This is a genomic window from Thermostichus sp. OS-CIW-32 (assembly GCF_054060415.1).
In genome coordinates, this window is the sequence record NZ_JBSSDD010000004.1 from 105,722 (window position 1) to 131,576 (window position 25,855).

At 59.9% G+C, this 25,855-nt stretch carries 23 protein-coding genes and 1 tRNA gene; 7 read left to right on the top strand and 17 right to left on the bottom strand.

All coding sequences use genetic code 11. The features are described from left to right. The first annotated feature begins 56 nt into the window (after positions 1-56). Both ACVWY8_RS06725 and ACVWY8_RS06730 read left to right on the top strand, forming a co-directional pair. Positions 57-914: a hypothetical protein gene (locus tag ACVWY8_RS06725; RefSeq protein WP_457393708.1), complete on the top strand. Its 858-nt coding sequence runs from the start codon at positions 57-59 to the stop codon at positions 912-914. A gap of 101 nt (positions 915-1,015) precedes the next feature. Continuing rightward, entirely contained in the window at positions 1,016-1,852 is an 837-nt protein-coding gene (locus tag ACVWY8_RS06730) for a universal stress protein (RefSeq protein WP_414351493.1), read from the top strand. Between the two features lie 24 nt (positions 1,853-1,876). On the opposite strand, the gene ACVWY8_RS06735 is transcribed toward ACVWY8_RS06730, so the two are convergent. The 4 genes from ACVWY8_RS06735 to prmA form a co-directional block, all read right to left on the bottom strand. Continuing rightward, positions 1,877-3,397 carry a hypothetical protein gene (locus ACVWY8_RS06735; RefSeq protein WP_457393706.1) on the bottom strand — a complete coding sequence of 507 codons (1,521 nt, stop codon included), beginning with the start codon at positions 3,395-3,397 and terminating at the stop codon, positions 1,877-1,879. 7 nt (positions 3,398-3,404) lie between these two features. After that, positions 3,405-4,688, bottom strand: coding sequence for a histidine--tRNA ligase (gene hisS, locus ACVWY8_RS06740; RefSeq protein WP_414399214.1), 1,284 nt, complete (start codon positions 4,686-4,688; stop codon positions 3,405-3,407). A gap of 94 nt (positions 4,689-4,782) precedes the next feature. Beyond that, complete coding sequence (locus ACVWY8_RS06745) at positions 4,783-5,619, bottom strand: 16S rRNA (uracil(1498)-N(3))-methyltransferase (RefSeq protein WP_457393704.1); 837 nt, start codon at positions 5,617-5,619, stop codon at positions 4,783-4,785. After that, positions 5,589-6,530, bottom strand: a complete 942-nt coding sequence (prmA, locus tag ACVWY8_RS06750; protein WP_457393702.1) for a 50S ribosomal protein L11 methyltransferase — start codon at positions 6,528-6,530, stop codon at positions 5,589-5,591. The genes ACVWY8_RS06745 and prmA overlap by 31 nt, the downstream gene beginning before the upstream one ends. Positions 6,531-6,944: 414 nt before the next feature. Between prmA and ACVWY8_RS06755 the strand changes: the two genes are divergently transcribed. Then, the gene (locus tag ACVWY8_RS06755; protein ID WP_457393700.1) at positions 6,945-7,805 is read left to right on the top strand and encodes a hypothetical protein; all 861 of its coding nucleotides are present in this window, start codon (positions 6,945-6,947) and stop codon (positions 7,803-7,805) included. On the opposite strand, the gene ACVWY8_RS06760 is transcribed toward ACVWY8_RS06755, so the two are convergent. Next, positions 7,802-8,551, bottom strand: a complete 750-nt coding sequence (locus ACVWY8_RS06760; protein WP_414344751.1) for a phycocyanobilin:ferredoxin oxidoreductase — start codon at positions 8,549-8,551, stop codon at positions 7,802-7,804. The two genes, ACVWY8_RS06755 and ACVWY8_RS06760, sit on opposite strands and share 4 nt — an antisense overlap. 165 nt (positions 8,552-8,716) lie before the next feature. Then, positions 8,717-8,803, bottom strand: a tRNA-Ser gene (locus ACVWY8_RS06765). A gap of 151 nt (positions 8,804-8,954) precedes the next feature. Between ACVWY8_RS06765 and panB the strand changes: the two genes are divergently transcribed. Continuing rightward, the gene (panB, locus tag ACVWY8_RS06770) at positions 8,955-9,740 is read left to right on the top strand and encodes a 3-methyl-2-oxobutanoate hydroxymethyltransferase (RefSeq protein ID WP_011432343.1); all 786 of its coding nucleotides are present in this window, start codon (positions 8,955-8,957) and stop codon (positions 9,738-9,740) included. Positions 9,741-9,877: 137 nt separating this feature from the next. On the opposite strand, the gene ACVWY8_RS06775 is transcribed toward panB, so the two are convergent. Then, the gene (locus ACVWY8_RS06775; protein WP_457393817.1) at positions 9,878-10,297 is read right to left on the bottom strand and encodes a hypothetical protein; all 420 of its coding nucleotides are present in this window, start codon (positions 10,295-10,297) and stop codon (positions 9,878-9,880) included. A 97-nt stretch (positions 10,298-10,394) separates the two neighbouring features. On the opposite strand from ACVWY8_RS06775, the gene ACVWY8_RS06780 reads away from it, so the two are divergent. After that, positions 10,395-12,071 carry a hypothetical protein gene (locus ACVWY8_RS06780; RefSeq protein WP_457387453.1) on the top strand — a complete coding sequence of 559 codons (1,677 nt, stop codon included), beginning with the start codon at positions 10,395-10,397 and terminating at the stop codon, positions 12,069-12,071. Here ACVWY8_RS06780 and ACVWY8_RS06785 read toward each other — a convergent pair. From ACVWY8_RS06785 to ACVWY8_RS06795, 3 genes are all read right to left on the bottom strand, one after another. Further along, positions 12,065-13,273, bottom strand: coding sequence for a glycosyltransferase (locus ACVWY8_RS06785; RefSeq protein ID WP_457396926.1), 1,209 nt, complete (start codon positions 13,271-13,273; stop codon positions 12,065-12,067). The genes ACVWY8_RS06780 and ACVWY8_RS06785 overlap by 7 nt on opposite strands. A 29-nt stretch (positions 13,274-13,302) precedes the next feature. Next, positions 13,303-13,716, bottom strand: a complete 414-nt coding sequence (locus tag ACVWY8_RS06790) for a PH domain-containing protein (protein WP_011432347.1) — start codon at positions 13,714-13,716, stop codon at positions 13,303-13,305. Between the two features lie 396 nt (positions 13,717-14,112). After that, positions 14,113-14,940, bottom strand: coding sequence for an ion transporter (locus ACVWY8_RS06795; RefSeq protein WP_457393696.1), 828 nt, complete (start codon positions 14,938-14,940; stop codon positions 14,113-14,115). Positions 14,941-15,088: 148 nt separating this feature from the next. Between ACVWY8_RS06795 and ACVWY8_RS06800 the strand changes: the two genes are divergently transcribed. Next, positions 15,089-15,682, top strand: coding sequence for a Maf family protein (locus tag ACVWY8_RS06800; RefSeq protein WP_457393694.1), 594 nt, complete (start codon positions 15,089-15,091; stop codon positions 15,680-15,682). On the opposite strand, the gene gatB is transcribed toward ACVWY8_RS06800, so the two are convergent. The 7 genes from gatB to ACVWY8_RS06835 all read right to left on the bottom strand — a co-directional run bounded on the left by gatB (position 15,679) and on the right by ACVWY8_RS06835 (position 25,246). Then, entirely contained in the window at positions 15,679-17,151 is a 1,473-nt protein-coding gene (gatB, locus tag ACVWY8_RS06805) for an Asp-tRNA(Asn)/Glu-tRNA(Gln) amidotransferase subunit GatB (protein ID WP_457393692.1), read from the bottom strand. The two genes, ACVWY8_RS06800 and gatB, sit on opposite strands and share 4 nt — an antisense overlap. A gap of 148 nt (positions 17,152-17,299) precedes the next feature. Continuing rightward, a complete protein-coding gene (locus ACVWY8_RS06810) occupies positions 17,300-17,584 on the bottom strand; it encodes an acylphosphatase (RefSeq protein ID WP_457393690.1) in 285 nt (94 codons plus the stop codon). Next, on the bottom strand, positions 17,581-17,763 hold the full coding sequence (locus tag ACVWY8_RS06815) for a hypothetical protein (protein ID WP_041436250.1): 183 nt from the start codon (positions 17,761-17,763) through the stop codon (positions 17,581-17,583). Before ACVWY8_RS06815 ends, ACVWY8_RS06810 begins: the two co-directional genes overlap by 4 nt. A gap of 939 nt (positions 17,764-18,702) precedes the next feature. After that, positions 18,703-19,764 carry a sensor histidine kinase gene (locus ACVWY8_RS06820; protein WP_414413709.1) on the bottom strand — a complete coding sequence of 354 codons (1,062 nt, stop codon included), beginning with the start codon at positions 19,762-19,764 and terminating at the stop codon, positions 18,703-18,705. Between the two features lie 595 nt (positions 19,765-20,359). Beyond that, on the bottom strand, positions 20,360-21,088 hold the full coding sequence (locus tag ACVWY8_RS06825; protein ID WP_011432355.1) for an LmeA family phospholipid-binding protein: 729 nt from the start codon (positions 21,086-21,088) through the stop codon (positions 20,360-20,362). Positions 21,089-21,213: 125 nt separating this feature from the next. After that, entirely contained in the window at positions 21,214-23,232 is a 2,019-nt protein-coding gene (gene bchD / locus ACVWY8_RS06830; protein WP_457393688.1) for a magnesium chelatase ATPase subunit D, read from the bottom strand. 571 nt (positions 23,233-23,803) lie between these two features. After that, complete coding sequence (locus tag ACVWY8_RS06835) at positions 23,804-25,246, bottom strand: gamma-aminobutyraldehyde dehydrogenase (RefSeq protein WP_011432357.1); 1,443 nt, start codon at positions 25,244-25,246, stop codon at positions 23,804-23,806. A 318-nt stretch (positions 25,247-25,564) separates the two neighbouring features. On the opposite strand from ACVWY8_RS06835, the gene ACVWY8_RS06840 reads away from it, so the two are divergent. After that, positions 25,565-25,705: a hypothetical protein gene (locus ACVWY8_RS06840; RefSeq protein WP_414384465.1), complete on the top strand. Its 141-nt coding sequence runs from the start codon at positions 25,565-25,567 to the stop codon at positions 25,703-25,705. Positions 25,706-25,855 lie beyond the last annotated feature (150 nt).

Consider the following 25,855-nt stretch of genomic DNA (forward strand, 5'->3'; position numbering starts at 1 on the left):
GGCCCAGAGCTTGATCCTGGGGATACAATCCCCCTGAAACTGCCGGGATCCCTGCCATGGAGAAGCTGAGATTTCTAAGGGCAAGCCTGCTGGTGAGTCTGGTGGTCAGCACAATGCCGCCGGAGCTGCCGGCCTGGGCAGGATGCGGTTTTCCCCGCGGTGCCGGCAAGACTTTTTTTTCGCTGCAGCCGGAGGTCTATCGGCCTCGCACCCGCTTTGACCAGGGGGGGCAACTGGGGCCTGCTCTCTCAGAATATGGGGAAACCCGCCTCAACCTCTTTGCGGAGACGGGCCTCAGCGATCAGCTCACTCTCAACCTCAACACCAGCTACGTTTTCATCGAAAATCGCTTTGCCAGCGGGGCTGACACCGTTACCCAGCGCAACCAGGGCCTACGGGATCTGGAGCTGGGCCTACGTCATACTTGGGGAAACGGGGATCCCTTCCTTTCGGCCCAATTGACGGCCTTGATCCCGCCGGGATACGCCACCCGAGACATCCCCCTGCCCTTGGGGTACGGTGTTTTCGGCTACGATCTCAAAGTTGGGGTGGCGGCCAATACCCAGTTGGGATCCCTGCCCGCCTTTTTCGACTCCTGCCTCACGTTCCGAGATTACTTGGGCTATCCCGGGGATCGGGTCAAGGCCAACCTGACCTTCGGGGCAGACCTGACTCCTGAGCTGCAGGCCATCCTGGCCCTGGATGGGGATTTTACGTTGGGCAACGGCGCGCCTTTGTTGTTCGGAGATTTGGCGGTTCAGGATCCCGACTACGACAACCTCAAGCTTTCGGGCCAGCTCAACTGGCGGTTGGAGGGAGGGTTAACGCTGGGCTTGGGAGGGTTTCAATTCTTGACCGGCCGCAACACCAACGCCGGCGGCGGCTTCACCGGCTATGTGTGGCTAAGTTACTAAAACCCAACAAAATGTTGCAGGACATCCCCTACGGTAACAGGGATCCGCAGGGGCAGATCTAGGATGAGTCTTGGCAAACTACGGCCCGGAGAACGGATCCCATGTCTCGATTTGAGAACCTCATTGCCGCCATCGATGGCAGCGGCCCCACTGAGCAAATGGTGCATACCCTTCTGTCTCTGCCGGCCTTTGCCCAGTGCCACGTGACATTGCTGCATGCGGTGCCTTCCCAGACCTCTGCCGAGGAGATGCGGGCTGCCTGGCAAAAGGGGCAGGAACTGCTGGCCCAAACCCTGCAGACTTTCCCCCCCCGCCCAGGGCTAAAGATCAGCACGCAACTGGTGGAAGGGGATCCCAAGGTGGTGGTGCTGCAGGTGGCCGAGTCCCTGCCCAATCCGCTGATTGTGATGGGATCCCGGGGGCGCAACCGCATCATGGCCATTTTGCAGAACTCGGTGAGCCAATATGTGTTTCAGCTCGCCTCCTGCCCAATGCTGCTGGTCAAAGACGACGCCTACGTCAAATACCCCAGCCATGTCATGGTGGCCCTCAACAACTCCCCCGCTGCCCAGGCCGCCTTTGCCACGGCCCTTGACTTGATCTCCGGCATTCAAGGGGCCCAGATCTTCCTGGCCTCTGTGCAGTTGGATGCCGACAACCCAGGTAGAGATGAGGCCCTAGATCGGGCAATCGACATCCTCAAAAACCGGCAAATCGGCCACCAGGTGTTGACGGCTGTCGGGGATCCGGCTACGGAGATTGTCCGCCTGGCTGAAGAAAGCAAGGCCGATCTGCTGGTGATGGGATCCCCTGACCGCCGACCTACCATTGCCCGCAGCATTCCCGATTTGGATCGGCTGTTGGGGCGTTCCATCTCTGACTATGTGCGGGTGCACATCGGCTGCCCCGTGCTGATGGTGCGTTCCGTCCAAGACTAAACAGGACTCAAGAGCGAGGGATCCCTAAGGCAAGATAGAGCGGTGCTCTGTAACTCGGTCGCTCTGCTGCTGGCGATCCGGGCTGACGGCCCAAGCTTCAAAGATCAGCTCGGGGACGCCTGGGGGAATGGTCATGCGGGTTAAAGCTTGCCACTGCCCCTGATCGTCGCGGGAGAAGTCCAGCAACCAGCGGGGGCCATCCACCAACGAGCGGGTGCGGCCATGCTTGACCCAAAACTTGATCCAATAAGGTGGCTGGGAGGCGGCGCCGGCGGCGGAGGCAGGGGCCAAGGCCGGCAAACGCAGCACCACATCGAAATTGTCGCCCGCTCGCAATTGCTCAGGCACCAGCAGTTGTGGCGCCGGGCACACTTCTGGCGGCGGGGGCGAGTTTTTGGTGTCCTTGCTGGTGGCAGGCAGGGCGAATGCAGGCGGAGGTGGGGTGGCCGGGCTCCCTGCTGGGGCTGGCAGGGCGGCATCCTCGCCCATTGGCTCAGCTTGGGGGGGTGAGGGAAGAGGGGAAATCGGCGCCGCAGGCTGGGGGTTAGGTTCGGGTGCGGCCTTAGCAGAGGGCTCTGCCGGCTGAGTCGAGCCGGGATCCCCTCCAGCAGGAGCACTGTGCTGCCAGATGCGCAGCAGCTTTTGCAAGGTTCGTTCGGGAGAGAGCAGGGTTGCGGTCGAGGCAGGACTGGCAGCATCGGCCAGCCTCTCTTCCTCTTGCTGCTGCGGGAGGGGGATCCCTGCGCCAAGAAGTCCTGCCTCTTGGCTGCGACAGCGAATGGAAAAGGGGATGGTCAGGGTCTGAGGCGACGGCTCTGGATCCCACCAGGAGGAGGGAGTAAGGGCCAGTTCTCCCCGTAAAGGACGGGCCCACACTTGGCTGGGCAGGGTGATGGGGATGCTGAACACCGCCGTCCGCGCCCCCGCCGGGAGTTGAATTTGCCGTTGTCCCTGGAAAAGCGGCCTCTCCTCCCCTTCTGGCCAAACCTGTACCCGCAGCTCGCCGCTGCAGCCGATCCGCCCCGTCAACACCAGCACCTCCTCCGGGGATCCCTCCAATTCACTGTGCATTAGGGAAAACAGCTCTGGCGGGATGGCGACCTCTTTTTTCTGGGGGGGCTCAAACCCGGCCTCTTCAGCCACCGGGGCAGGGATCCCTCGTTCCGGCTCCAGAGGGGCAGGCACAACCTGAAAACGGAGACAATTGTTTAACTCGGTTTCGCCGAACAGTTCTGCGATCAAGTCGGCATCTCGGCAGTGCAATTCCCAAAACCCAGGGGTGAGGCGGCTGGCAGGCAAAATAATGCCGATCCCTTCATCGTTGGTGCGCACAGAACGGGTTTGGACCTGTGGAGGAGTCGTGCCGGTGTTGGGGCCCTGATTCTGTGGCCCTAGAGGACGCTGCCGGACTTCCACCGTGATGGTGAAGTGGGGCTGGGGCGAACGGGCAACAATGGTGTAGGTATCTTCTTCCAGAACTGCTCCCTCGGCTGGTACTGGCTGCCAGTCTTCCTGGCCGTCCCGCCGAACCCAGAAATTTAACATAGCTCCATCACCTTGGTGCTCCGCACTGCTGACGCGAATGGCATGCCAGATACTGAATCAGATCGGCTTGCAGAAGGGTTTGCTGTTGCCCTGTAGGCAGGTGCTTAAGCTGTACCTCTCCGGCTGCAGCTTCCGCATCCCCTAGCACAACAGCCCAAGTTGCGCCGCTGCGGCTGGCCCGTTTGAACTGCTTGCCAAAGGCGCTGCCGCTCAGATCCAGCTCGGTGCAGAAACCAGCTTGGCGCAGCGCTTGAGCGATCCGGAGGGATTGGGCCTCAGCCTTCGCCCCACGGGAGATCACGTAAACCTCGACCGGTGCTGGCGGAGCCTCCCCTTGTTTCTTTTGCAACAGCAGCACCAGCCGCTCCATGCCGACAGCCCAGCCCACCGCTGGGGTAGAAGGTCCGCCCAGCTCTTCCACCAAGCCGTCGTAGCGACCACCCCCACAGACGGTACTCTGGGATCCCAAGTCAGGTGAGACGATCTCAAAGGCGGTGTGGGTGTAGTAGTCCAGGCCCCGCACCAAGTAGGGATCCAACTGGTAGGGAATGTCCAACATCTGCAGGTGATCTTGCACCTGCTCGAAGAAAGCCCGCGATTCTGGGCTGAGGTAATCTGGCAGCTTGGGGGCCCCCTCGGCAATCTCGCGGGTGCGGGGATCCTTGCTGTCTAGAATGCGCAGCGGGTTGCGGGTGAGACGCTCTTGTGAGTCAGGATCCAGCTTCTCCCGCAAGGGGGTGAGGTAGTCCACCAGGGCCTGGCGATAGGCCCGCCGATCCTGCAGATCCCCCAGGGAATTGAGCCGCAAGCTCAGGTTCTCCGCCCCCACCGCTTGCAACAGCTCCCAGGCCAAGGCGATGACTTCCGCATCGGCGCGGGGATCCCGGCTGCCCAGCAGCTCTACCCCCAACTGATGGAACTGGCGTTGCCGCCCCGCCTGAGGACGCTCATAGCGAAACATCGGCCCACAATACCAGAGGCGTTGCACATCTCCAGCCGTTTGCAGCCCGTGCTGAATGTAGGCCCGCACCACGCCCGCCGTGTTCTCAGGACGCAGGCTCACCTCTTGCTCGCCACGGGTGCTGAAGGAGTACATCTCCTTGCCCACCACGTCGGTGGCGCTGCCAATGCTGCGGGCAAAGAGTTCCGTCAACTCCAGGATGGGGGTGCGAATTTCTTGGTAGTTGGCCCGTCCCAGGATCTCTCGGGCGCTGGCTTCCACCTGCTGCCAGAGCCGCACCTCCTGCGGCAGAATATCTCGGGTGCCCCGCACCGCCTGGATCATCTCCATTCTCGTTCTCCCTCCCTGGGGTGGGCCTGGCCGCCTGCTATGCCAATGGCTGTTCTCGTCAAAGGACTCTGTCCCGCTGACGCAAACGGCCTAGTTATTGATTATCGGCGACAACACTCCCCGTCGCTAGCGGAGCCAAATGACCCCGATCCAAGCTCGAGTCCAACCAGGAGTAGGTGGCGGCAATTTGGCTGGTGGCAACAACAGCGGCGGTGGTAGCTCGCAAGATGGTAGGGCCAAGGGAGACGGACACTCCCCCATATTCCTCAGCCTGCCGACGTTCGGCAACCGTCCAGCCCCCTTCTGGGCCAATGGCTATGGCCAAGGCCGGGATCTGCAGCTTTGGCAGGGCCTGCACCAGCAGGGGGGCGTTCTCGCGCGCCACGGCTATACCCCACCAGAAGGACTCCGTCCGAGTAGCGCGAACGGCTTGCAGCTCCGCCAGCCAACTTGTCCAAGGGGTGGGGGGATCGACCTGAGGCCAGCGCAACCGCTCACATTGTTCTGCGGCCTCCCGCACAATTTTTTGCCAGCGTTCCTGCCGCCCAGATCCCGGTTCCAACACGGTGCGCTCCGTCAGCAGGGGAGTAATGCGCGCCGCCCCCAGCTCGGTAACCTGGCGGAGCACCTCGTCAAACCCCTGCCCTTTGACCACCGCCAAGCCCAGATGCAAAAAAACGGGCAATTCCCGCGGCAGCACCTCCACCTCGCCCACAACTCGGGATCCCTGGGCTTGCCAACGGGCCGCCCACAGCTTGCCTGAGCCATCCAAAACCAAAAAGAGATCCCCTGGCCTGAGGCGGCGTACCCGCTGCAAGTAGTGCTGTTGCAGACCAGTTAAATGGAGAACACCACTCGGATCCCGCTGCGCTGGGTCAATCGCCAATCGGGGCAAAGCGCTCAGGTCATGCGTGCGTTCAGACAACACCATTCCCCCCGTCGCCAGAGGGCTGCCACCACCCATTCGTTGGCCTCCAGCATCTCCGCCACCAACTTGGCCTGCTCGATGAGGATGCCGCTGAGGATCAGCCATCCCCCCTCCTTCACCACCAGCCGAAACTCCGGGATCATATCCAGGATCACATCTGCCAGGATGTTGCACACCAGCCCATCCACCATTTCGGGAATCTGCTCCAGGCTGCCCTGAGCGACCACAATGCGATCCGTCAGGCCGTTGAGATCGCGGTTGTGCATCGTGGCTTGCACCGCCAGGGGGTCGATGTCCACCGCAAACACCCGCTTCACCCCCAACAGGGCCGCCGCCAACGACAGAATCCCGGATCCACAGCCCACATCCGCCAGCGTCGCCGCCGGGGGATCCCCTCCCCAGCTCTCCAGACGCATTTCCAGCGACTCCAGACAGAGCTGCGTGGTGGGGTGAGTGCCCGTGCCGAAGGCCATACCGGGATCCAGCCGCAACAGGTGCCGACCGGGGTGAGGGGGCGGATCCAGCCAGGCCGGACAAATGAGCAACTTATCCCCGATGGGTTGGGGCTGCCAGTGCTGCTTCCAACTGCTGCTCCAATCTTCCGCCTCTATGCGTTCCCAGCGCAGCTTCGGAACCCGCTGACCGGCAATGAGGGCATCCTGCTGCAGGCGCAGGGAGAGGGCTGCCAAATCCAGGAGGCTGACGTGAGGCCAAGGCAGATAGGCGTGAATGCAAATCTGATCTTCGCCATAGGCTTGGCTGGTCATGCCCCGACAGCCAAAACTCTCCAGCCGCCAAAAGATCAGGTCTTCTTGGGCAGGGGAGGCGATGAGACTGAGATCCCACCAAGCACCAGCGGGGTCCAGCGCTTGTGCGGGCGAAAATGGGGTGGGATCGGCAACAGTCCTGCTCACAGGGATCCCTTCACAAACCTAGGAAAAAACCAAAGTGATGGCCAACAAGATAGCGCTTCATGTCACCCAGCCGGCCAGCACTCAATGCGGCACTTTATATCAAAAATTGCAGCGCTCTGCTCAATTCATAGTTTAGGCTTACTCTGGCTATTCTAGGATTGAAAGGCTCACAGCGTCGGTTCAGCAGCGAAGAAGGGAAGGATCCCCCCAATTGGGGGATGACCCTCAGCGGCTCTTTGGATGACCAGCTCAGCCCTGTGAGATAGATTAAGTCCAAAAGCATTGAACAAGAATTGGATGCAGCGTTGACATTCGTTCCGAGCCTCAGTGATTTTGCGGATAAATGAGGTTTGGCTGGGGCGTACTGAGCAACGATGTAAGGATGAAGAAAGAGCAATGCAGGTGGCGAGGTCGATGTCAACTGATGAGCAATCAGCACAGCAGGGCACTCCCCAGCCCAAGGTGGCTTCTCTAGGAGTTGCCGGGGATCGGGAAGCGCGGAAGAGGGCTGCCCATGAAGATCTTCAGCCACTCAAAGTCAGCACCCGCAAGGACTCCGTCCCGCTGACGCGATCCGCTCTGATGCGGCGTTTTAACCAGAGCTTTCCGCCTTTTTACAGCCAGTTTGTCAGCAGCGAGGTGCAGGCCCAAAATCTGCGCTTGGCCTACGCCCTCTACCAAACCCGCAAGGCGGTGGTACAGATGCAGGACGAAGGTCGCAAGACGGTGGTTTGTCTGGCCTACCGTAATCGACCTTCCCTGCTCAGCGATCTGTTTGGGGTGTTCACTGCTTTTAATCTCTCGGTGCACGGCATCCATCTCTATGGGCAAATCTACTCACCGCACCTGGTGTTTATCCGCACCATCGTCTCCCGCGATGGCCACAGCCTTTCTTCCCAAACCAAGCTCAGCCTAGAACGGGCCATTCACGAATGCCTGGCGGGTGTGTTTCGCGTTCACGAAACCTTGGCACTGGAGTTTGATCTCAAGGCCGGCCTAAAAGACGTGCAGGTTTCTTTTTATTTTGACCCGGTGTTTCACCTACCCACACTTTTGGTGGATGTGGACAACCAGCCGGGCGCGTTTTACCGGGTGATGACGGCCCTCGCGCAGGAGGATTTGACCGTTGTTAACCTCAATTTGATGCTCCGCCGCAAGCAGACGCGCTTTATTTTCTACTTGCTGGGGCCGGATTCAACTCCAGCCATGCCGGAGTTCCTGGGGCAAAAATTGGCCTTGAGCATCCAGCAGCGGCTGCAAGGGGATCCCGCCTAGATCTGCACGGGACTGGGAGGCAAGTCAAAAAGGACGGTGTTCATGTAGCGCTCTGCCCAGGCGGGGCCAAAAGCTTTTTCCAAAACGCGGCGGGTGCGGTCGTTCTGCTGTTGCTGGCTGCAATAGCGCTGCTGCCCCTGGTAGTGGGCCAAAATCTGGCCGGGATCCGTCTGTGGGGGGATCTGCTGCGCCAGCCGGCAGTGAATTTCCAGGAAACGGCAGGCAAAGTGTAAAAAGCGCTCGGCCTCTGCTTCGTCGGCAGGACGCACGAACAGACAGTAGGGAGAAAAAATCGTGCCCCACTCCGGCAACCGGCGCCGGTGTTGGAAAGGGACGAGATGGGATCCCAACGCTTCCAGCTCCTGGATATAGAGATCGGGCAAGCTGGGGGTCACCGGCGAGAGATCGACAATGGCGGCGCTCACCTGTCCGCGACCGACCACAATGTCGCAACCGAACAGCGGCAGCGGGTACTGCGGCTGCGGAAACATAACGCAATGGAGAATATCCAGGCTCTGCCCGGCCTGGGCCAGCTCCAGGTGCAGTTTGCGAAAGGGATCCCCTTGGTAGCAGCGGTTTTCAATTTGCAATTTCTCACCCTCTAGGCGGCCTTCCACGTAGCCCAGATCTTCAGGCAGAGGATAGGGGGCTAGGGTGAGGGTAGATCCCCAAACGTTCAGGATTGCCTCAGATAAGCCCTGAATGAGCGGATGCAGTTGGGCAGAGAGAGCAGGAGCGGTGAACATAAGACTCTAGAAGAAAGGCCAAGAACCCCATCCAACCTTGACCTTGGCTCCATGCCAAAGTGTTATGGGGGAACCGCACCGCTGATGCGAAGGGCTTGGGTGGGATCCCCAAAAATCCCAGAGGCCCTAGCTGGGCAAGGCGTTCTAAAACTGTATGCCTGAAGACGGAAGGGGTGGGATTCGAACCCACGGTGACCTTGCAGTCACAACGCTTTTCGAGAGCGTCACAATCAACCACTCTGTCACCCTTCCAGTCAGCTGTGGGGCTTTACCATCTTAACGGCAAACCGAGTCTCCTGCTTCTTCCCAGCCTCAAAGCCAAGCTTGCTTCCCCCACGGGATGCGGTTGATGGGAAAGTGCTCCGCACCGCTGGCGGGAACGCCCAGATGAGATCATGGAGATATGGCTGCTTTATCCATTCACCACTTTCGCCAGGCCAAACAGGCGGGTCAACCTTTGGTGGCCCTCACGGCTGCCGACTACGCCACCGCTCAGATTTTGGATCAGGCTGGGATCGACTTGATCCTGGTGGGCGACAGCTTGGCCATGACCCACTTGGGGTATACCAGCACCCTGCCCCTGACGCTGGAACAGATGCTCCATCACGCCCAGGCGGTGCGCCGCGGGGTAGAACGGGCCTTTTTGGTGGCCGACTTGCCCTTCTTGACTTATCAAGTCCACAAAGAACAAGCTCTCCTCTCGGCAGGGCGGTTGATGAAGGAGGCAGGGGTCAACGGGGTCAAGCTGGAAGGGGGTTACCCCGACATGGTGGAAACGGTGGCCTTTCTAGTGCAGCGGGGGATCCCGGTTTTGGGTCATATCGGCCTCACTCCGCAGGCCAAACATCAACTGGGAGGCTATCGCCAGCAGGGAAAAACCACTCCGGAGGCGGAGCGTCTGCGACAAGAGGCCCTCAGCCTGGAACAAGCAGGGGCATTTGCCCTGGTTCTGGAGCACATGCCGGCGGAATTGGCTGCCCAAATCTCAGCCCAGGTGGGGATCCCAACCCTGGGCATTGGAGCCGGGCCGGCCTGCGATGGGCAGATTTTGGTCACCCACGACCTGCTGGGGCTGAGCGAGCGGCTCCCCCCTTTTGCCAAGGCCTATACCAATTTGAGACAGGCGATCCGAGAAGCAGTGGAAGCTTTCGCCGACGACGTTCGCCAAAAAGTATTTCCCCCCCGCTGAAGGGATCCCTTACCCATTCAAAGCTTGGGCAGAGGTGCTATGCCTACGGCACCTCATACTGCTACCTACTGCTACGCAATGCTTATGGGAACGGGAACCGCACCGCTTTCTCAAGGCTGGGCAAGGATAGGGCGACCTCAGGGATCCCTGAGCAGCACCGTCCCGGTCACCGCAGCACTTTGACCCAACCGGTCGAAGACCCGCAAGCTGAGCAGGTAGGAGCCGGGCACCAAGCTCAGGGGAGGGCGAATGCGGAAGCGGGTTGTACAGAACACCTCTCCAGACACACAATTCACCTGGGCTGCCGAGAGCGTCTGCACCTCGATCCCCGACCACGACACCTGAAACGCCAGCTCTGCCGGGATCCGGCCCGGCACCGATACCGAAACCCCCAGCTCCAAAAAGCCGTTCCGATGTACCACAGAAGGAATATCGCTGCTGGTGATCAAAGGCGGCAGCGGAGTACTGGCCGTCAGCGCATCGGCACCACAACCGACCAAGGCCACACCCAGCAGGCCCAGCACCCATCCCCAAGGTTTGGATCCCAGCTTCATCACAGGGTTCAATCTGAAAACTCACCTTCTCAGTATAGAGGGCGGGGGCAACAGAGTTAGTGTTGGTTCTGGGAAAAGCTAAAAATTTACACTACAGATAGTGGCGAGCTGGATTTTCATCCAGACCATCTGCTACAGTAAGGCCCATAACCTGTCGAGCAGCCTGGATATGGAAGGGGAAGAGGAGCTAAAAGCCTTGCGGGCGCGGGTGCGCAACCTAGAGCGATCCCTCGCCGAATCGGAAGCGCTGTCATTGCAGCAGATTGAGTGCATCCATCGCCTGGAACATCAACTGCTGGAAGCACAGGCCCAGATTCAAGAGCGGGATCAAGCTTTGCAAGCGTGTCAAGAGGAGAAAGCGCGGCTGGCCCAGCGCCCTACCCCAGAGGCTTTTCAGCTTCAGCAACAGCACATCGAAGAACTGCAGAATCTCCTGTGGGAAATGGAGCGCCGTCCAACGCTGGAGCACTACCACATTCTGCAGCAGCAGTTGCAAACCAGTCAGACGGAAATTGAAACCCTCAAGGCGGAATTGCAGCGGCGCGTCGATCCGGCCCGATTTTACCAACTGCAGCAGGAGCTCCTGGAGCTGAAACAGCAGGCCAACCAATTGGGAGAATACGCCGTCAAGTTGCCGCAGGTGCAGCTTTTGCAAGCCCAACTGCAGCTCCGTGTACAGCAGCTAGAGGAGGAAAAAGCACAATTGCAAGCGCAAATCCAAGAGTTGGCTGCTCGACCTTCTGCACAAGAACTGGAAACCCTACGGGCGGAGCTAGAGGCTGCCCACCGCCAAGCGGAAGCCGAATGGCAGCGTTTGAAGACCCATCTGGAAACCGAAAAGGCACACATGGAAGCTGACCTGAACACCGCCCGGCAACGTATTCGCGAACTGGAAGAGCGTCCTACCCCAGAGCAATGGGCACGCTTGCAGGCGGAGCTGGATCATCTGCGCCAACAGGCCTCTTTTGCCAAGGCCGAGCGGGCCACCTTGCTGGAAGAGCTGCAGCAGAGTCAGCGGCAGCAGGCCGAGCAAGCCCAACAGATTGCCAAGCTGGAAGCGGAAGCAGCCCAGGCCGCCCACCTCAGGGAAACAGAGTCCTCACAGGCGCAGCGAATCCTTGCCCTGGAGGAGCAGGTGCAGGCTTTGACCCGCGAGCTTGGTGCTTTGCGAGCCGAGCGGGATCAGCTCATGCAAGAGTTGGCCCAGCGTCCCACCCTTGCCCAGTGGCAGGAAGTTCAGCAGCAGGTGCAGGACACCCGAGAAAGCCTGGAAGCAGCCCGGCGGGGGCGAGAACTGGCCGAGGCCCATCATCTGGTCAGCCAAAAGCAAATCGAGAAGTTGCAGCAGCAGGTGATGGCTTTGAAAACCGAGTGTGTGCAGGCCCACGCCTACGCGCAAACCCAAGAAAAGGAAGTGGCCCTGCTGCAGCAGCGCAATCAAGAACTGGAAGAGCAACTGGCCACACTGCGTCAGTCGGCCTCCGCTTCCCCTCAGCCAGCGGTTGTCGAGCCCAGGTCGAATCATCGGGCCCAGGAACGGATTCCTGCCGCGGCTGACGAGTCTGCTCCTTCCCCGGCCACCACCTGGAGAACACCCACCCCAGGGATCCCGCCGCTCACCCTGGACGAGCGGGAAGAAAGTGCCCCGCTCGGCTGGCGCCAACGGACAGAAAGGCTCCTGAAACGCTCCGCTTTGGCCGCTTCACGGGCAGGAGGGGAAACGGGCAGTCGCAACCGGATTGAGTTGCCGACTTTTGTGCAGCGGCGGCCCTACTGAGCGCTCCATTCTCGGGGATCCAACCGTTCTCCAGCTTGAAAACGAGGCCAAGCCCAGCGCAACAGGGCTCCCAGCTGGGCATGAAACCGCTCTGGGGCAAATTGCAGAGCATGGGCCCGAATCCGCTGCGGATCCCATTCCTGTCGATCCGCCTGCCGCAGCCCTTCCACCAACGCTTCCACACTGGCCTCGGGAATGAGGATGCCGGTTTGGCCGTGGATGACCGTCTCTTGGGCACCTCCCCGGTTGAGGACAACCACGGGGCGGCCGCAGGCCTGGGCCTCCACTGCCACTAGGCCAAAATCCTCCTCCCAGGGGAACAGCAGCAGCCGGCAATTGGCTAGCAGTTCCCGAAAACGATCGGGGGGCTGATGGGGCAAAAACTCCACCTGCGGCCCCGCCAGTCGCTTGAGCCGAGCCAGCTCCGGCCCTTCGCCCACAACCAGCAGCCGACGACCCAGCCGTTCACAGGCGGCAATCGCCAGATCCACCCGTTTGTAGGGCACCAGTCGGCCTGCCACCAGGTCATAATCGGCGCTGGGATCCGCCACCGGCTCCAACCCCTGCAGCGGAACGGGCGGATAAATGACCACAGCCTCGCGGCGATAGAGCTTGGCAATGCGGCGGCGAATGTGCTGGGAGTTGGCGATCAACAGATCTGGACGTTGAGCTGCCAGAAAATCCCATTGGCGCAAGCGGTGCAGCAGCCATTGGCCAATTGCGCCAACAGGCCCGCTTCTCCCCAGCCCTTCTCGCTGCAGATACAGCTCCCGGTTCTCCCAGAGGTAACGGGTGGGGCTGTGGATGTAGCTCAGGTGCAGGGTAGAGGCTCCCGTCAGGATCCCTTTGGCAAAGGCGTGGCTGCTGGAGATCACACAGTCATAGCCGGAGAGGTCGAAGCTCTCATAGGCCAACGGCATCCAGGGCAGCAGATACTTGAGGCGGGCGTGGTAATCAGGGCGCAGCACCCCCAGCCACTTGGCCCAGCCTTGCAAAAAGGAGGTGTGAATTGTCAGCTCCTGCCAGCTCGGCGGCAGGGTGTGAGCGGAGAAGAGACTAACGTAAAGGGGGGCCTGGGGGGCGAAAGCCACCAGCTCCTGCAGAACCTTTTCCGATCCCCCCGGCCAGATCAGGTACTCGTGCACCAGGGCCAGGCGCTCAGGCCAAGCGGGATCCCGGCTGGGAAGAGTGGGGACAGCCACAGGAAGGGATCCCCAAGGCTCAGGCACGGTCAGGACTTGGCAGAGCGGCGCTTTTTGCCAATTGGGCCGCTCACCTGCTTGGCTTTCTCGTCGATCCGCTCATTGATGTAGTTGTAGATCTCGCGGAAGCGAGGCAGGGCCCGCATCTCCAGGCGACTGCCGTCCTTGAGGGTGAGCACCATGTCTCCCCACACGCCCAAGCCACGGGGCACCATAACCACCTTGGCAATCTCGCCGTAGATTACATCTGAGCGCTCCTTGCCGCCCCATCCCCCAATCACGGTGATGCGACGATTGGTAATCCGATAGTGTACCCACAGCTTACGCACCAGTGCCCCCACAAACAGAGGCAAGCCGACAAGTGTAGCCCCAATGAAGGAGTTCAACACCAAATCGCCACTGTGGGGGCCGCCCTCAAAAAAAACCTCCTCTTGCACCGCCATGCAGAGCACCGTCCGGTTGTTTAGAGTGTTGCCGTTAACGATCTTAAACGATTTCTCAGCTTTCCCCAACTGGGGCTAACGGCAGGTTCGGGATTGGTTGACATTCTCCCTGCCCCGGAGGGCAAGGGTTCTTTCCCAGGTCGCAGGATGACTCCCACTTCCTGGGCTACCTCATCCTTACGGATGAAGGGGGATGCCATGACCCCAACCACTGGGATGAACTCCCAGATACTTCTTCTGTTGACACTACGCCCTATTCAAGTTGGCGGAGTTTGCTCAGCACCACAGCACAAAGCCGACCTCAAGGGCGGGGCCTGCAACCCAGTTTTCTTGGTCAACCTGTTGTTGCCTTGGCACAGGAAATTTTCTGAAAATGCCGGGCCAACCCCGATAGGCTTAACTGCCTGGGTAGAGCGGTGTGCCACAGCGTTTGCAGAATTGGGCATCCCCATCGTGCTGGGAGAGGCCACAGCCTGGGCAGGCCCACTGTACCGAGTTGCCGCTTTTCACCAATTGTTTGATCAGCTCCCCCACTTGCCAGGGAATTAGAGCGATCCCCGTCAGGATCATCAGCACCGTCAGCAGCCGGCCCAGCTCAGAAGTGGGGGTGAGATCCCCAAACCCCACCGTGGTCATGGTAACGACGGAAAAGTAGAAAGCATCCAAAAAGGTGGCAAAAGCGCCAGGATTCACTGGATGTTCTACCTGGTAGATCAGCCCAGAGTAGACGAAAACAATGGCAAAGAGGGTGAAGAAAATGCGCAGCAAAATGCGGCTATCGGCGGAGATCACTTGCCCAAACAGGGTTTTGCCCTCCACCAAGCGCAGCAGCCGCAGGATGCGAAACCAGCGCAAGAGGCGGATGAAGCGAATATCGGTTAGCCCGGCAAAAAAGGGCAAAATGGCCAGCAAATCGATGAGTGAATAGAGGCTGAAGACGTAGCGCAGCTTTTGCGGGGCTGCCGCCAGGCGGAGCAGATATTCCACCACAAACAAGCCGAGAATGAGGCGATCCACCCGCTCCAGCCCAAGACGCACCTCAGGGGGAACGGGATAGGTTTCCACCACAAAGAAGGTGGACGAACAGAAAACCAGCGCCGCCACCAGCAAGTTCACCCAGCGGCTTTCCGGAGTGTCTTGATCCCCCCAATAGCGCTGGAGGATCCCAGAATGGGCAAGATCGAGATCAGTTGGGGTGGGGGCCTGTGAGGGTACAGTGGTCACAAACGGGATCCAGCTGGGAAGATATCGAGAGAGTTTCCTTTCAACGCCCATCAGGCGCATACTAACTAAGCTAATGGAAACTAGCTCACAGAGCGAACTTCCCCTAAGCAAACGTCCAGGCTTTGGGTGTTAATTAGGTGTTGAGTCGATGTTGCCTCCTATCGTACTGGCCTCGCAATCCCCTGCCCGCCGCCAATTGTTAAAGGCTGCCGGGATCCCTTTTCGCGTTCAGCCCAGCTATTTTGACGAAAGCCAAATCAAAAGCTCAGATCCCGTGGAGCTGGTCCAGAAGCTGGCCTCGGCAAAAGCAGAAGTGGTGGCGGCCCAGCAACGGGAGCCCGTCTTGGTCGTGGGGGCCGACTCCGTGCTCTACCTAGATGGCGAGATCCTAGGTAAGCCGCCCAATGCCCTAGAGGCGGAACGGCGCTTGCGGCAAATGCGGGGCGAAGTGGGAGAGCTCTACACAGGCCATGCCTTAATTGACACGAAGCAGAACCGCCGCCTCACCCACTATGCGGTGACGCGGGTGTTTTTTGCCAAGCCCAGCGACGAGGAAATCCGCGCCTATGTGGCCACCGGTGAGCCTTTGGCCTGTGCTGGCTGTTTTGCCATCGATGGCCGCGGCAGCCTGTTTGTGGAGCGGATCGAGGGGTGCCCCGGCAATGTTATCGGGCTGAGCTTGCCCCTGCTGCGGCGCATGATCCAGGAGTTGGGCTATTCCCTCACCGATGCTTGGAGCTAGCCGTCGAGGTGTTGCTTGAGCAGGTCGTTGGCCAGCTTTGGATCTGCCCGTCCCTGAGTTTTTTTCATCAATTGCCCGACAAAGTAGCCGAAGAGCTTGGTTTTGCCCCCCCGATACTGCTGCAGTTGCTCGGGGTTTTCTGCCAGCACCTCGGCGATCATCTGCCCCAGCAGAGCGCTATCCGAGATTTGGGTCATGCCCTTAGCTTCCACCAGGGCGCGGGCCGATCCCCCTTTTTCCAGCAGTTCCGGCAGGATCTCCTTGGCGATTTTGCTGGAGATGGTGCCCTGCTCGATGAGGCCAATCAGCTCGGCCAGGGTTTCCGGCTTCAGGGCAATGTCGGGATAGTCCAGCTTGTGGGTGTTGAGGTAGCTGGCGATGTCGCTCATCATCCAGTTGGCGGCTGCTTTCGGGTCGGCACCGGCGGCGATCACGGCTTCAAAGTATTCGGCGGTGTTGCGCTCGTCGCTGAGGTAGCGGGCATCGTACACCGAGAGGCCGTACACCTCCTGATAACGTCGCCGCTTCACACCGGGCAATTCCGGCAGCTCTGCCTGCCAGCGGGTTTTCTGCGCTTCGGTAACGCGAATCGGCGGCAGATCGGGCTCGGGGAAATAGCGATAGTCGCTGGATCCCTCTTTCTTGCGCATGCTGATGGTGCGCTGGCTGTTTTCTTCCCAGAGGCGGGTCTCTTGCACGATCCGCTCGCCTGCCTCCACAGCCTTGACTTGGCGGTTGAACTCGTACTCGATGGCCCGTTGGATGGCGTTGAAGGAGTTCATGTTTTTAATTTCCACCTTCGTGCCAAAGGTCTCGCACCCCAGCGGACGCACCGAGATGTTCACATCACAGCGCAGGGATCCCTCCTGCAGGTTGCCATCGCACAGCCCGGCATAGCGCAGGATGCGGCGCAGCTCTTGCACATACTCGGCTGCCTCTTCCCCGCTGCGGATGTCCGGCTCGCTGACGATCTCGATGAGGGGAACCCCCGCCCGGTTGAAATCCACCAAAGAGTAGCTGGATCCCGACAGGCGATCGCTGCCAGCGTGGACCAGCTTGCCCGCATCTTCTTCCATGTGCAGACGGGTGATGCCGATGCGCTTGGTACGACCGTCGCTGAGCTGGATCTCAATCCAGCCGTGGGTAGCAATCGGCAGGTCGTATTGGGAGATTTGGTAGTTTTTGGGCAAGTCGGGGTAAAAGTACTGCTTGCGGTCGAACTTGCTGTAGGGGGCAATGGTGCAATTCAAGGCCAAACCCGCTTTGACCGCGTACTCCAGCACCTTTTCGTTCAACACCGGCAGGGTGCCGGGCAAGCCCATACAAATCGGGTCGATATTCGTGTTGGGGGGAGCGCCAAATGCCGTCGCGCTGCTGGAAAAGATCTTGGAGCGGGTGCTGAGCTGGCAGTGAACTTCCAACCCGATCACAGCTTCATATTGCACTTTGGCGGGGGCAGCAACAGTCATGGGATGGGAAAAACTTGCGGTGTAACCATTCTAGTGCGACCTTGGGGGATCCCAGCTCATGGGCAGTTTCTGAGGACGGCAGCTCAGAACCAGCGGACGAAGCTGAAGTGCTGCAGGTCAAAGAAATCCTTGGAACAGCCAAACTCCTTCAAACGGTAGGGCGAATCTCAAAGGTGGCTAGACCTTCCGGCGGCTCAGAACGTTGCTCAACGGCCTCCACAACCGAACCGGGGCTGCCCTGTTGGCACCAGCGCAGCATGGCCTCCACCGCAGCAGGGGATCCTTCAAAAACGGCCTCGACGCGACCATCCCGCAAGTTGCGCACCCAGCCGCCAACACCGGCATTGCGGGCCATGGCTTCGGTGTGGGCGCGAAACCCCACCCCCTGAACCCGCCCCCGTACCCAGACGTGAACGCGAACCCTGTCACTCATGCCGACGGGGATCCCTCCGTTGTGCTGCAGGGTTCTGGCGACTCGGTCGGCTCCTCCGGAGTCTCTGAGGTCTGCCGATCCAGCCACCCCACAAGAACGTTGACCAGGGCAACCAAGCCTAGGAGCCCCAGCGAGATCCCACAGGCATACCCAATCGCTTGCCACAGCACGGAAGACATGAACCCAACCTCACGAACGCTTGTGCAGAGGATCCCACCCTTCATGCACCGTGACATCCTCCCGGCGCTCGTCCTACGGACAGAGCGCGGGCCACCCTTCCCGTCAGCAGGACGGAGTCCTTACCTCGCGGCTGGGCATTCCTGCCCCACGCCACTTGTCTGGGTCTACAACCCCCGACAAAACGACTGGACAGGTGGTTCCCCTTCCCCAGCCTCCCTGGCTACTGCCAGCTTGCAAAACAAGTCTAATCCACAGGGAACGGTGCATCGGCAGGCAGGATGGACTCCTGCATCCAGGAACCCCTGTCCACCGGACAAGAGCAAGAGGCATCTGGATCAATCCGGTACTTGTAGGTTACCGCCAGCATAAGTAGGTTTTACTACAGATTTCGCTCAACAGATTTCGCTCAGAGGTATGGCGGGGATCCCTGTATCCCGGTGCTTACCCTGCGGGTAGAGTGCAGGACTGATTGCCCCTGCACCCCCGTTAGTTACCGCTAGCTACACCGCCGGGAAGCCCCGCCCTCTATTAGTTAGTGGCTAGTGAATAGTGAATAGTCACTATCCACTAACCACTATCCACTATTCACTATCCAGGGTGAGGGTCGGGATGAAAGGCGGGGACATGATGTTTTGTCCTTACTGGTGCCATAAAAAGTAGCGGGGTTTTATACACTGCCGCTATAGACATCAAGTACAGGGGCGGGGCATCCCGTCCTTTTCGCGTTAGCGGGACGTAGTCCTTAAGCCCAGGAAATGTCCTTTTCGCGCTAGCGGCGCGGAGCGCTAACCGGAGTCACTGTTCGCGTCAGCGGGACGGAGTCCTTGAAGCCCGCACTCTCTCGCTTTAGCGGCGCGGAGCGCTTTGCATCAACATGAGTGCGGGAGTATGTCACTTAAAATGACTACACCAGTCTTGTTCAGCACCAATCTATTGGGTTAGCGCAACACCAGGGCTAGAGCAGTCCCTTGGGATCCCGTCTCGACCAACCGCAAGTCCCCCCCGTGGGCCTGCAGGATGCGCCTGGCGATATATAGCCCCAGACCTCCTGAGCCGGTTGGGTAGTGGTGGCCGGCAATGTGAATGGGCTGGGTCACGTAGGGTTGGGCCAACTCTTCTAGGGGAGCCGGCAAGCCGGGGCCATCATCCTGCACCTGGATCTGGTGGGGGCTGACGATTAACACCACCGCATGGCGTGCGTAGCGCAAGGCGTTGTCCACCAGATTCACCAGCGCCCGCTCCAGCTCTGCCTCATCGGCGTTGCCCCACCCTTCTCCTTCGACTCGCAGATCGATCCCCCGCTCCTGGGCCAGGGATCCCATGCGCTCGGCCACCTTTCTGGCCAGGGATCCCAGATCACAAGGCCGAGGATGCAACTCGATCTCTCCCCGCTCCAGGCGGTGAGCCTCCACCATTTTCTGCACCAGAGAGAGATTGTGTTGATTTTCCTGCAGGATGCGATCCAGCAGAGCGCGACGTTGCTCCGGCTCGAGCTGTTGATCCTGTTTAAAGGCGCTCAGCAGGTGCCCAAAGGCGATGAGGGGGGTTTTGAGGTCGTGAACGAGGGTAGCGGTAAAGGCTTCTCGCCGCATTTGATCGATCTGGATCTGGCGCAGCAACTGGGCAAAGGCCTGCCGCAAGATCAGGGCTTCCTGGGGATCCCCGGGGCGGAGCAGCAGATTCCAACGGGCGGGCTGGTTAATCAAGGTTTCCAAATGAGCCAACTCGCGGGCCAGCAGGGTGAGGGGGCGCAAAATCATGGAGGACAGAGCATAGCCCACCACCGCCGACAGCACCGCCAGCAACGGGATCCACAGCAGCAGCAGGAGGATCCCTTCAGTGCTGAACTGCGTGTCGGGCCAGATCCACTGCACCGACAGGATGAAAACCAAGTTGGGGACGAACGAAAGGCTGGCAATGACCAATGCCACCTGGGTGCGCAAGCTGTGGGGAAAGCGGCGGCGCCAAAACTCAAGTAGGCGGAGTAGTTGCTGTTTCAAACTCGGTGTGCTCGCTTTGACAAGACCTGCTTGAATAGTGAACCAACCGTAGGCAAAGAATAAACATCCCCTCACGGTCAAGGCTGAAGAGTTCTTTCCTAGGTCTTAGAATGACCGTTATGTCTTGAGCCACTTCATCCCCATGAATAAAGAAGGATGCCGTAACCCCAGCTTTTAGGATACCCAGCTACCCCATTCTTTAGAGAAGCCGCGCCGTATTCCGGTTGGCAAAGCTGTGGACATCACGGCAAAGAAAGACAGCTTGATCCCCAGGCGTAACCAACGTTGAGCAATCATAGTCGTTTCAGGTTAGGGTGAGGCGCCTGGGCCATTGAGAAAAGCCTTTGGCCGCATGCATTATTGCTCGGCAACGCTGACGCGACGACGCGACCAACGTTTTGGGTGTAGTGTCCCAGTTTGGGTCAAAGGACTACAAGTTCAACAGATTCAACAGATCAAGATCGAGGGGCAGAGCGGAGCTCTCAAGCTCCTGAGGCATGAAAAAACCTCTGGGAGTCTGTCCGTGTTTCGACCCCAGAGGCTTCTTCTCTTCACTCCTCACCACTATTGAGCGTAGCCGCCCTTCCAAAGGCTGTCAAGCACTTTCCCATTGGGGTTGGCGTGTGGGAAATTGCGCTAGGGTGGCACTGCCGTACAGGATCATCTGCTGGGGCTGCAAGTTCACCCGGTCTACCCGCAGCTCAGTGCCTCGCAAGGCGAGCCGATCCAAATCCAGAAGCTCATTCAGGCAGCGTACCAAAGCTTGGCTCAAGGCCAGCTCCTCTTCTGTACCGCTTTCAAACACTGGATCTGTAAAGCGGATGCGACGCCGCTCCAGCACCTCAACCTGGGCGGAAAAACCGACGCAGAAAGCCCTGGCTTCTCCCTGCTGTACATTTGCCTGGAATTGCAGTCGTCGCGCCGGGGTGATGCTGATATGGACGTGATGGAAGGATAGGGGGCTATCATCCTGCTTTCCTAAGGCCAGCCTATTCAGCACAAAAGGTGTGTTAAACGATTGCGCCAGATCGTCTTCGCTCAGCACCACGCGCATTGTGGCCTGTACTGGCTGGCGCAGCTTGATCTTCCCCTGCCAAATTTGGCTGAAATCGATGGCCACCGCATTGCAGAATAGCTCCAGAGCCGAAAGCCTCAGGCCGTTGTACATCTGCAGATGCTGGCCCAACAGTTCAAAGCTGTCGATACGACCCTGCAACAATTTGGCAACAGGCTCCACTCGCACGCGCGCCTCCAGCCGCTCTGCATGCTTAAAGAGGGCACGAATGGCTGCGCCTACCCCTCGGCTAACCCAATCGACAGCCATGGGATTCTGCAGGGAAAGTTGGGGCAGGAGTCCTGTAGCCATGGGAAAAGGTAAAGAGCGCCTACAGGGATCATAACCAACCATTAAGAAAAGTTACAACCTTTGCCAACGGAGAGGCTGTTCTCTCAGGGGTAGGTGCGTCCCTCCTGCATAGCCGAGCGGGCCACGGCTGCGATCCCCTGGTCGGTGGCACGGGGCAGATGAAAGTACCGTCCGCCCGCCAATTCCGCCAGCTCGGCGCTGAAGCCGGTGGTTACAAAGCGGCTTTGGGAATCGATCAAAAGCAGCTTCAACCCCAGGGCGCGGATGCGCAGGGCGATCTCCCGCAGCTCTTGCTTGAGGTCGATGGGATCCGCTCCCAACTGGCTTTTGCTGTCGCTCCGTCCCAAGGAGCGGCTGAGGGGAATGTTGGCCCGGCCATCGGTGAGGGCCACCAGCATCACCTGACCTACATCGCCAGCGGTGCGGGCATTGACTCCCATGCGCACGGCTTGGGTGAGGGCATGGGCGAGAGGGGATCCCCCGCCACAGGGCAGGGATTCCAGACGGCGGCGGGCCAGCTCGATGGAGCGGGTGGGGGGGAGCAACACTTCGGCAGTTTCCCCACGAAAGGCGATGAGGGCCACCTTGTCACGGTTTTGGTAAGCCTCGGTGAGCAGGCGCAGGGCGGCACCTTTGGCCGCTTGCATGCGGTTGAGGGCCATGGAGCCGGAGGCGTCCACCACAAAGATCACCAGGGCTCCGGCCTTGCGAACCAGCTTTTTGGCGCGGATATCGCTCGGCTCCACAATCACGCTACGTCCCGGTTGCCGCTGGCGGCGGCTTTTCTGATAGGGGGCAGCAGCTCGCAAGGTGGCATCGACGGCAACGCGGGGGTTGGATCCCTGGGGCAGGATGGGCTTGACGTAGCGGCCTCGGTCGGCGCTGAACACCAGGCTGCGGGATCCCGTTTTTCCCTGCTGGTTGAGGGACTGGGCAAAGGCCAGCAGGCGCGGGTCGAGGGCCACCTGCTCAGGATCGAAAAAAAACTCCTGCGGCAGGCTGAGGCTTTCCGGCTGGGGATCCGTCTCCTCCTGGTCCTCGCCAGTGTCGTCGGAATTGCTTGGGGAAGGATCGGGCTGTTGGGATTGGGGTGGGGGGGGAGGCGGGGGCTGGTCGGGGTCGTAACGGGCGCGGGGCAGCAGCACCAGTTGCACAGCCTGCTGCAGATCCTCGGCCAACAGGCGATCCCGTCCTTCCAGAGCTGCCAGGGCACAGGCGGCCCGTAGGGCAAATTGTTCTCCCCGATGGCCTTGGACATTGCCGCGGATGGCCTCTTGCACCAGGTAGTGGATCTGTTCCCGCTGGGGTTTGACCTGGGGCAGCCACTCCCGCGCCAGGAGGATGCGGGTGCGGATTTCCTCCAGTTCCGCCTGGTGCTCGGCCAGGAAGGGCTCGGGAGCATCGACAAATTGCGTTGCCCGTTGGACAATTTCCCCTCGCTCTTCTAGGCTCAGCTCCTGCCCCACCGGCACCACCAGTGCCAGGCGATCCAGCAGGTGGGGGCGCAGGGATCCCTCTTCGGGGTTGTAGGTGGCCACCAAGAGAGGCCGGCAGGGGTGTTGCAGACTCAGCCCCTCCCGTTCCAGGCGGTTGACCCCATCCCCCACCACCGTCAGCAACAAGTTGACGATGGCGTCGTCCAAGAGGTTGATGTCATCCACATAGAGCACGCCCCGGTGGGCGGCAGCCAAGAGCCCTGGCTGGAAGACCGTTTCCCCCTGCCTGATGGAGGCCTCCACATCGACGGATCCCAGCAGCCGATCTTCGGTGACGCCCAGGGGAACCTGGACAAAGGGGGGCGATATCACTTGGGTGGGCGGCACCTCTCCGGCTGGGTAGCGAGCCTTGGCCCAGTCGGACCAGGTATCCGGCTGCGCTGGATCGTCGTTGCAATAGGATCCCGCAATCACCTCGATGGGCGGTAGCAAGGCGTGGATCCCTCTGGCCAAAACCGACTTGGCGGTGCCGCGAGGCCCCACCAGCACCACACCCCTTAGGCTGGGATCCACTGCTGCCAGCAGCAGAGCCAGCTTGGCCGCCTGTTGCCCCACTACAGCGGTGAGGGGAAAGGTACAAGGAGCGGATAGAGTTGCGGATCCCATGGTTGGCGGGTAGGCTTGGCGAGCAACGGTTCAATCGAGCAGATTCGCAGCGGAGCGGGAGCTGTACACCCCAGTCTATCGCTTGAGTGCTCCGCACCGCCTTTGCAACTGAGATTTTCTGGGGAGCATGCCTCTAACCCCCAAAACCCTGAACTTTGCTGAATTTACTGAGCTTTAGGCGGTTTGGCAAAAGTCATTGAGAGGGATATAGTAGACCAAGTTTCCCCCTGATCCTTGAGTCCACCGCAACGGTTGCCGGGAAGTGAAGGGGGAAAGCGCTCGGGGGGTATTCCTCAGGGCTTTGCGGGATACCGCCTTCCTGTTTGGACTCCGTCCCGCTGACGCGAACAGAGATAGGCAGGATGCGATCGCTTCTTTCCTGAACCATGTTCAGGAGAGTTCAGCGTGAATGTATCAGGTTCCAAACCGGCTCCAGACAGTTCCCCAAGCCCTCTCCCAAGGGGAAGGGGTAGGTCGGAATCAAGGCCACCAATGGCCTACGGCGACTGGGAATACCCCTGGTGAGCCGCCGCTGTTTGGTGGTCATCTTCTGTTCAAAATGGGCATCACTTCAGCGGGTTGCAATCATCACGTGTTTGGTGATTTGGTAGTCGCGCACCGCTTCTGCCGAGAGATCTTTGCCAAATCCCGATTGCTTAAAGCCGCCATGGGGGGCCTCAGAGGCAATGGGAATATGGTCGTTGATCCAGACGGTGCCGAACTCCAGATCGGCGGCCAACCTCATCGCTCGTCCGATGTCTTGAGTCCACACAGAAGCCGCCAGCCCGTATAGGACGTCATTGCCCAAGCGTAGCGCTTCCGCTTCTTCGCGAAACGAGCCGAGCGTGAGAACCGGCCCAAAAACCTCACTCTGTACGATCTCCGCTTTTTGATCGACATTGGCAATCACCGTGGGTTCATAGTAGTAGCCCTGGGCAAGCTGGGAAGGGATCCGACCGCCGGTCAGCACCTTGGCTCCCTCTGCTTTGGCCCGCTCCACAAATCCCATCACCCGCTCCCGCTGGGCTGCTGAGACCAAAGGCCCCATCTCCACTCCCGCCTCGAAAGGGGATCCCACCGTTACTTTGCGCATGGCTTCTACAATGGCCTCTTGCGCCTGCGCCAGCTTGCTCTCGTGCACATAGACGCGGGTGGCTGCCGTACAGTCTTGGCCGGTATTGACGGTGGCAGCAAATGTGGCCTTGGCAGCAACGGTCTCTACGTCCGCATCCTCGAAGACGATAAACGGCGCTTTGCCCCCCAGTTCCAAATGCACCCGCTTCAGGGTATCTGCCGCTGTCCGCATCACCTGCTTGCCGGTGGCGGTAGAGCCGGTAAGGCTGACCATGCGCACCTGGGGGTGCTCCACCAGGGCTTGGCCGGTGGCATTGCCTCCGGTAACGATATTGACTACCCCGGGCGGGATCCCAGCCTCGGCGATCAGTTCCCCCAGCATCAGGGTGGTCAGGGGGGTGGCAGGAGCGGGCTTGAGCACCACCGTACAGCCGGCGGCCAGGGCGGGGCCGATCTTCCAGACGGCCATCATCAGCGGATAGTTCCAGGGGGTAATTTGAGCGCACACCCCCACCGGCTCTTTGCGAAAGAGGGAGGTGTAGCCCTTGGCATATTCCCCGGCGCTAAAGCCATGGATGTCGCGGGCGGCAGCGGCGAAGAAACGCAGATTATCCACCGCAAACGGCAAATCTCCCCCTAAGCTGAGGAACTCGTAGGGCTTGCCGGTGTTTTCCGATTCCACACGAGCCAGTTCTGGGGCACGAGCCTCGATCAGATCTGCCAATTTCCAGAGGGCCAGGGATCGCTCGCCGGGGGTGAGTTTCGACCAACGGCCATCGTAGAAGGCTGTTTGGGCGGCCTGCACCGCCCGATCCACATCGGCAGGGCTGGCATCCACCGCCTCTGCCAGTTTCTCGCCGGTGGCCGGGTTCTCGATGGTCATCAGGCCCCCCCCTTGGCTATCGACCCATTGGCCGTCGATCCAGAGTTTGTAGGCCATAGCGATGTCCTCAACAGCTTGGTGAAATGGCTCTCCCCATTGTGCCGAATCTTTTTGGCTCGGCTTGAATCATAAGCTTCATTCAACTTTGGCAACTTTGGGGTGCAGAGATGGGATCCTTTGGGATTGGGATGGCCCAAACGGCTATTCGCAAAGCGGGCCGTAGACTGTGGCCAACGGCGCACTGGTGAGGATCCCGCATCTGCTAACTAACGGAGGTGCAGGGGCAATCAGTCCTGCACTCTACCCGCAGGGTGAGCACCGGGATACAGGGATCCCCGCCATACCTCTGAGCGAAATCTGTAGTAAAACCTACTTATGCTGGCGGTAACCTACAAGTACCGGATTGATCCAGATGCCTCCCAACAAGCCGCTCGCGGTAGCGGGACGGAGGCCTTGCTGTTGGCGTGGCTGGAGATTGGCCGGCGCGTATACAACTACACTTTGCGGGAAACCTAAGGAGTGGATAGCATCTTGCTCTTGGCCGGTGGACAGGGGTTCCTGGGTGCAGGAGTCCATCCTGCCTGCCGATGCACCGTTCCCTGGGATTAGACTTGTTTTGCGAGCTGGCAGTAGCCAGGGAGGCTGGGGAAGGGAAACTGCCTGTTC

Coding starts and splice junctions, on each gene's coding strand:
- ACVWY8_RS06725 (WP_457393708.1), top strand. CDS start 57: ATGGAGAAGCTGAGATTTCTAAGGGCAAGCCTGCTGGTGAGTCTGGTG.
- ACVWY8_RS06730 (WP_414351493.1), top strand. CDS start 1,016: ATGTCTCGATTTGAGAACCTCATTGCCGCCATCGATGGCAGCGGCCCC.
- ACVWY8_RS06735 (WP_457393706.1), bottom strand. CDS start 3,397: ATGTTAAATTTCTGGGTTCGGCGGGACGGCCAGGAAGACTGGCAGCCA.
- hisS (WP_414399214.1), bottom strand. CDS start 4,688: ATGGAGATGATCCAGGCGGTGCGGGGCACCCGAGATATTCTGCCGCAG.
- ACVWY8_RS06745 (WP_457393704.1), bottom strand. CDS start 5,619: ATGGTGTTGTCTGAACGCACGCATGACCTGAGCGCTTTGCCCCGATTG.
- ACVWY8_RS06755 (WP_457393700.1), top strand. CDS start 6,945: ATGTCAACTGATGAGCAATCAGCACAGCAGGGCACTCCCCAGCCCAAG.
- ACVWY8_RS06760 (WP_414344751.1), bottom strand. CDS start 8,551: ATGTTCACCGCTCCTGCTCTCTCTGCCCAACTGCATCCGCTCATTCAG.
- panB (WP_011432343.1), top strand. CDS start 8,955: ATGGCTGCTTTATCCATTCACCACTTTCGCCAGGCCAAACAGGCGGGT.
- ACVWY8_RS06790 (WP_011432347.1), bottom strand. CDS start 13,716: ATGGCGGTGCAAGAGGAGGTTTTTTTTGAGGGCGGCCCCCACAGTGGC.
- ACVWY8_RS06800 (WP_457393694.1), top strand. CDS start 15,089: ATGTTGCCTCCTATCGTACTGGCCTCGCAATCCCCTGCCCGCCGCCAA.
- gatB (WP_457393692.1), bottom strand. CDS start 17,151: ATGACTGTTGCTGCCCCCGCCAAAGTGCAATATGAAGCTGTGATCGGG.
- ACVWY8_RS06810 (WP_457393690.1), bottom strand. CDS start 17,584: ATGAGTGACAGGGTTCGCGTTCACGTCTGGGTACGGGGGCGGGTTCAG.
- ACVWY8_RS06815 (WP_041436250.1), bottom strand. CDS start 17,763: ATGTCTTCCGTGCTGTGGCAAGCGATTGGGTATGCCTGTGGGATCTCG.
- ACVWY8_RS06825 (WP_011432355.1), bottom strand. CDS start 21,088: ATGGCTGTCGATTGGGTTAGCCGAGGGGTAGGCGCAGCCATTCGTGCC.
- bchD (WP_457393688.1), bottom strand. CDS start 23,232: ATGGGATCCGCAACTCTATCCGCTCCTTGTACCTTTCCCCTCACCGCT.
- ACVWY8_RS06835 (WP_011432357.1), bottom strand. CDS start 25,246: ATGGCCTACAAACTCTGGATCGACGGCCAATGGGTCGATAGCCAAGGG.
- ACVWY8_RS06840 (WP_414384465.1), top strand. CDS start 25,565: ATGCTGGCGGTAACCTACAAGTACCGGATTGATCCAGATGCCTCCCAA.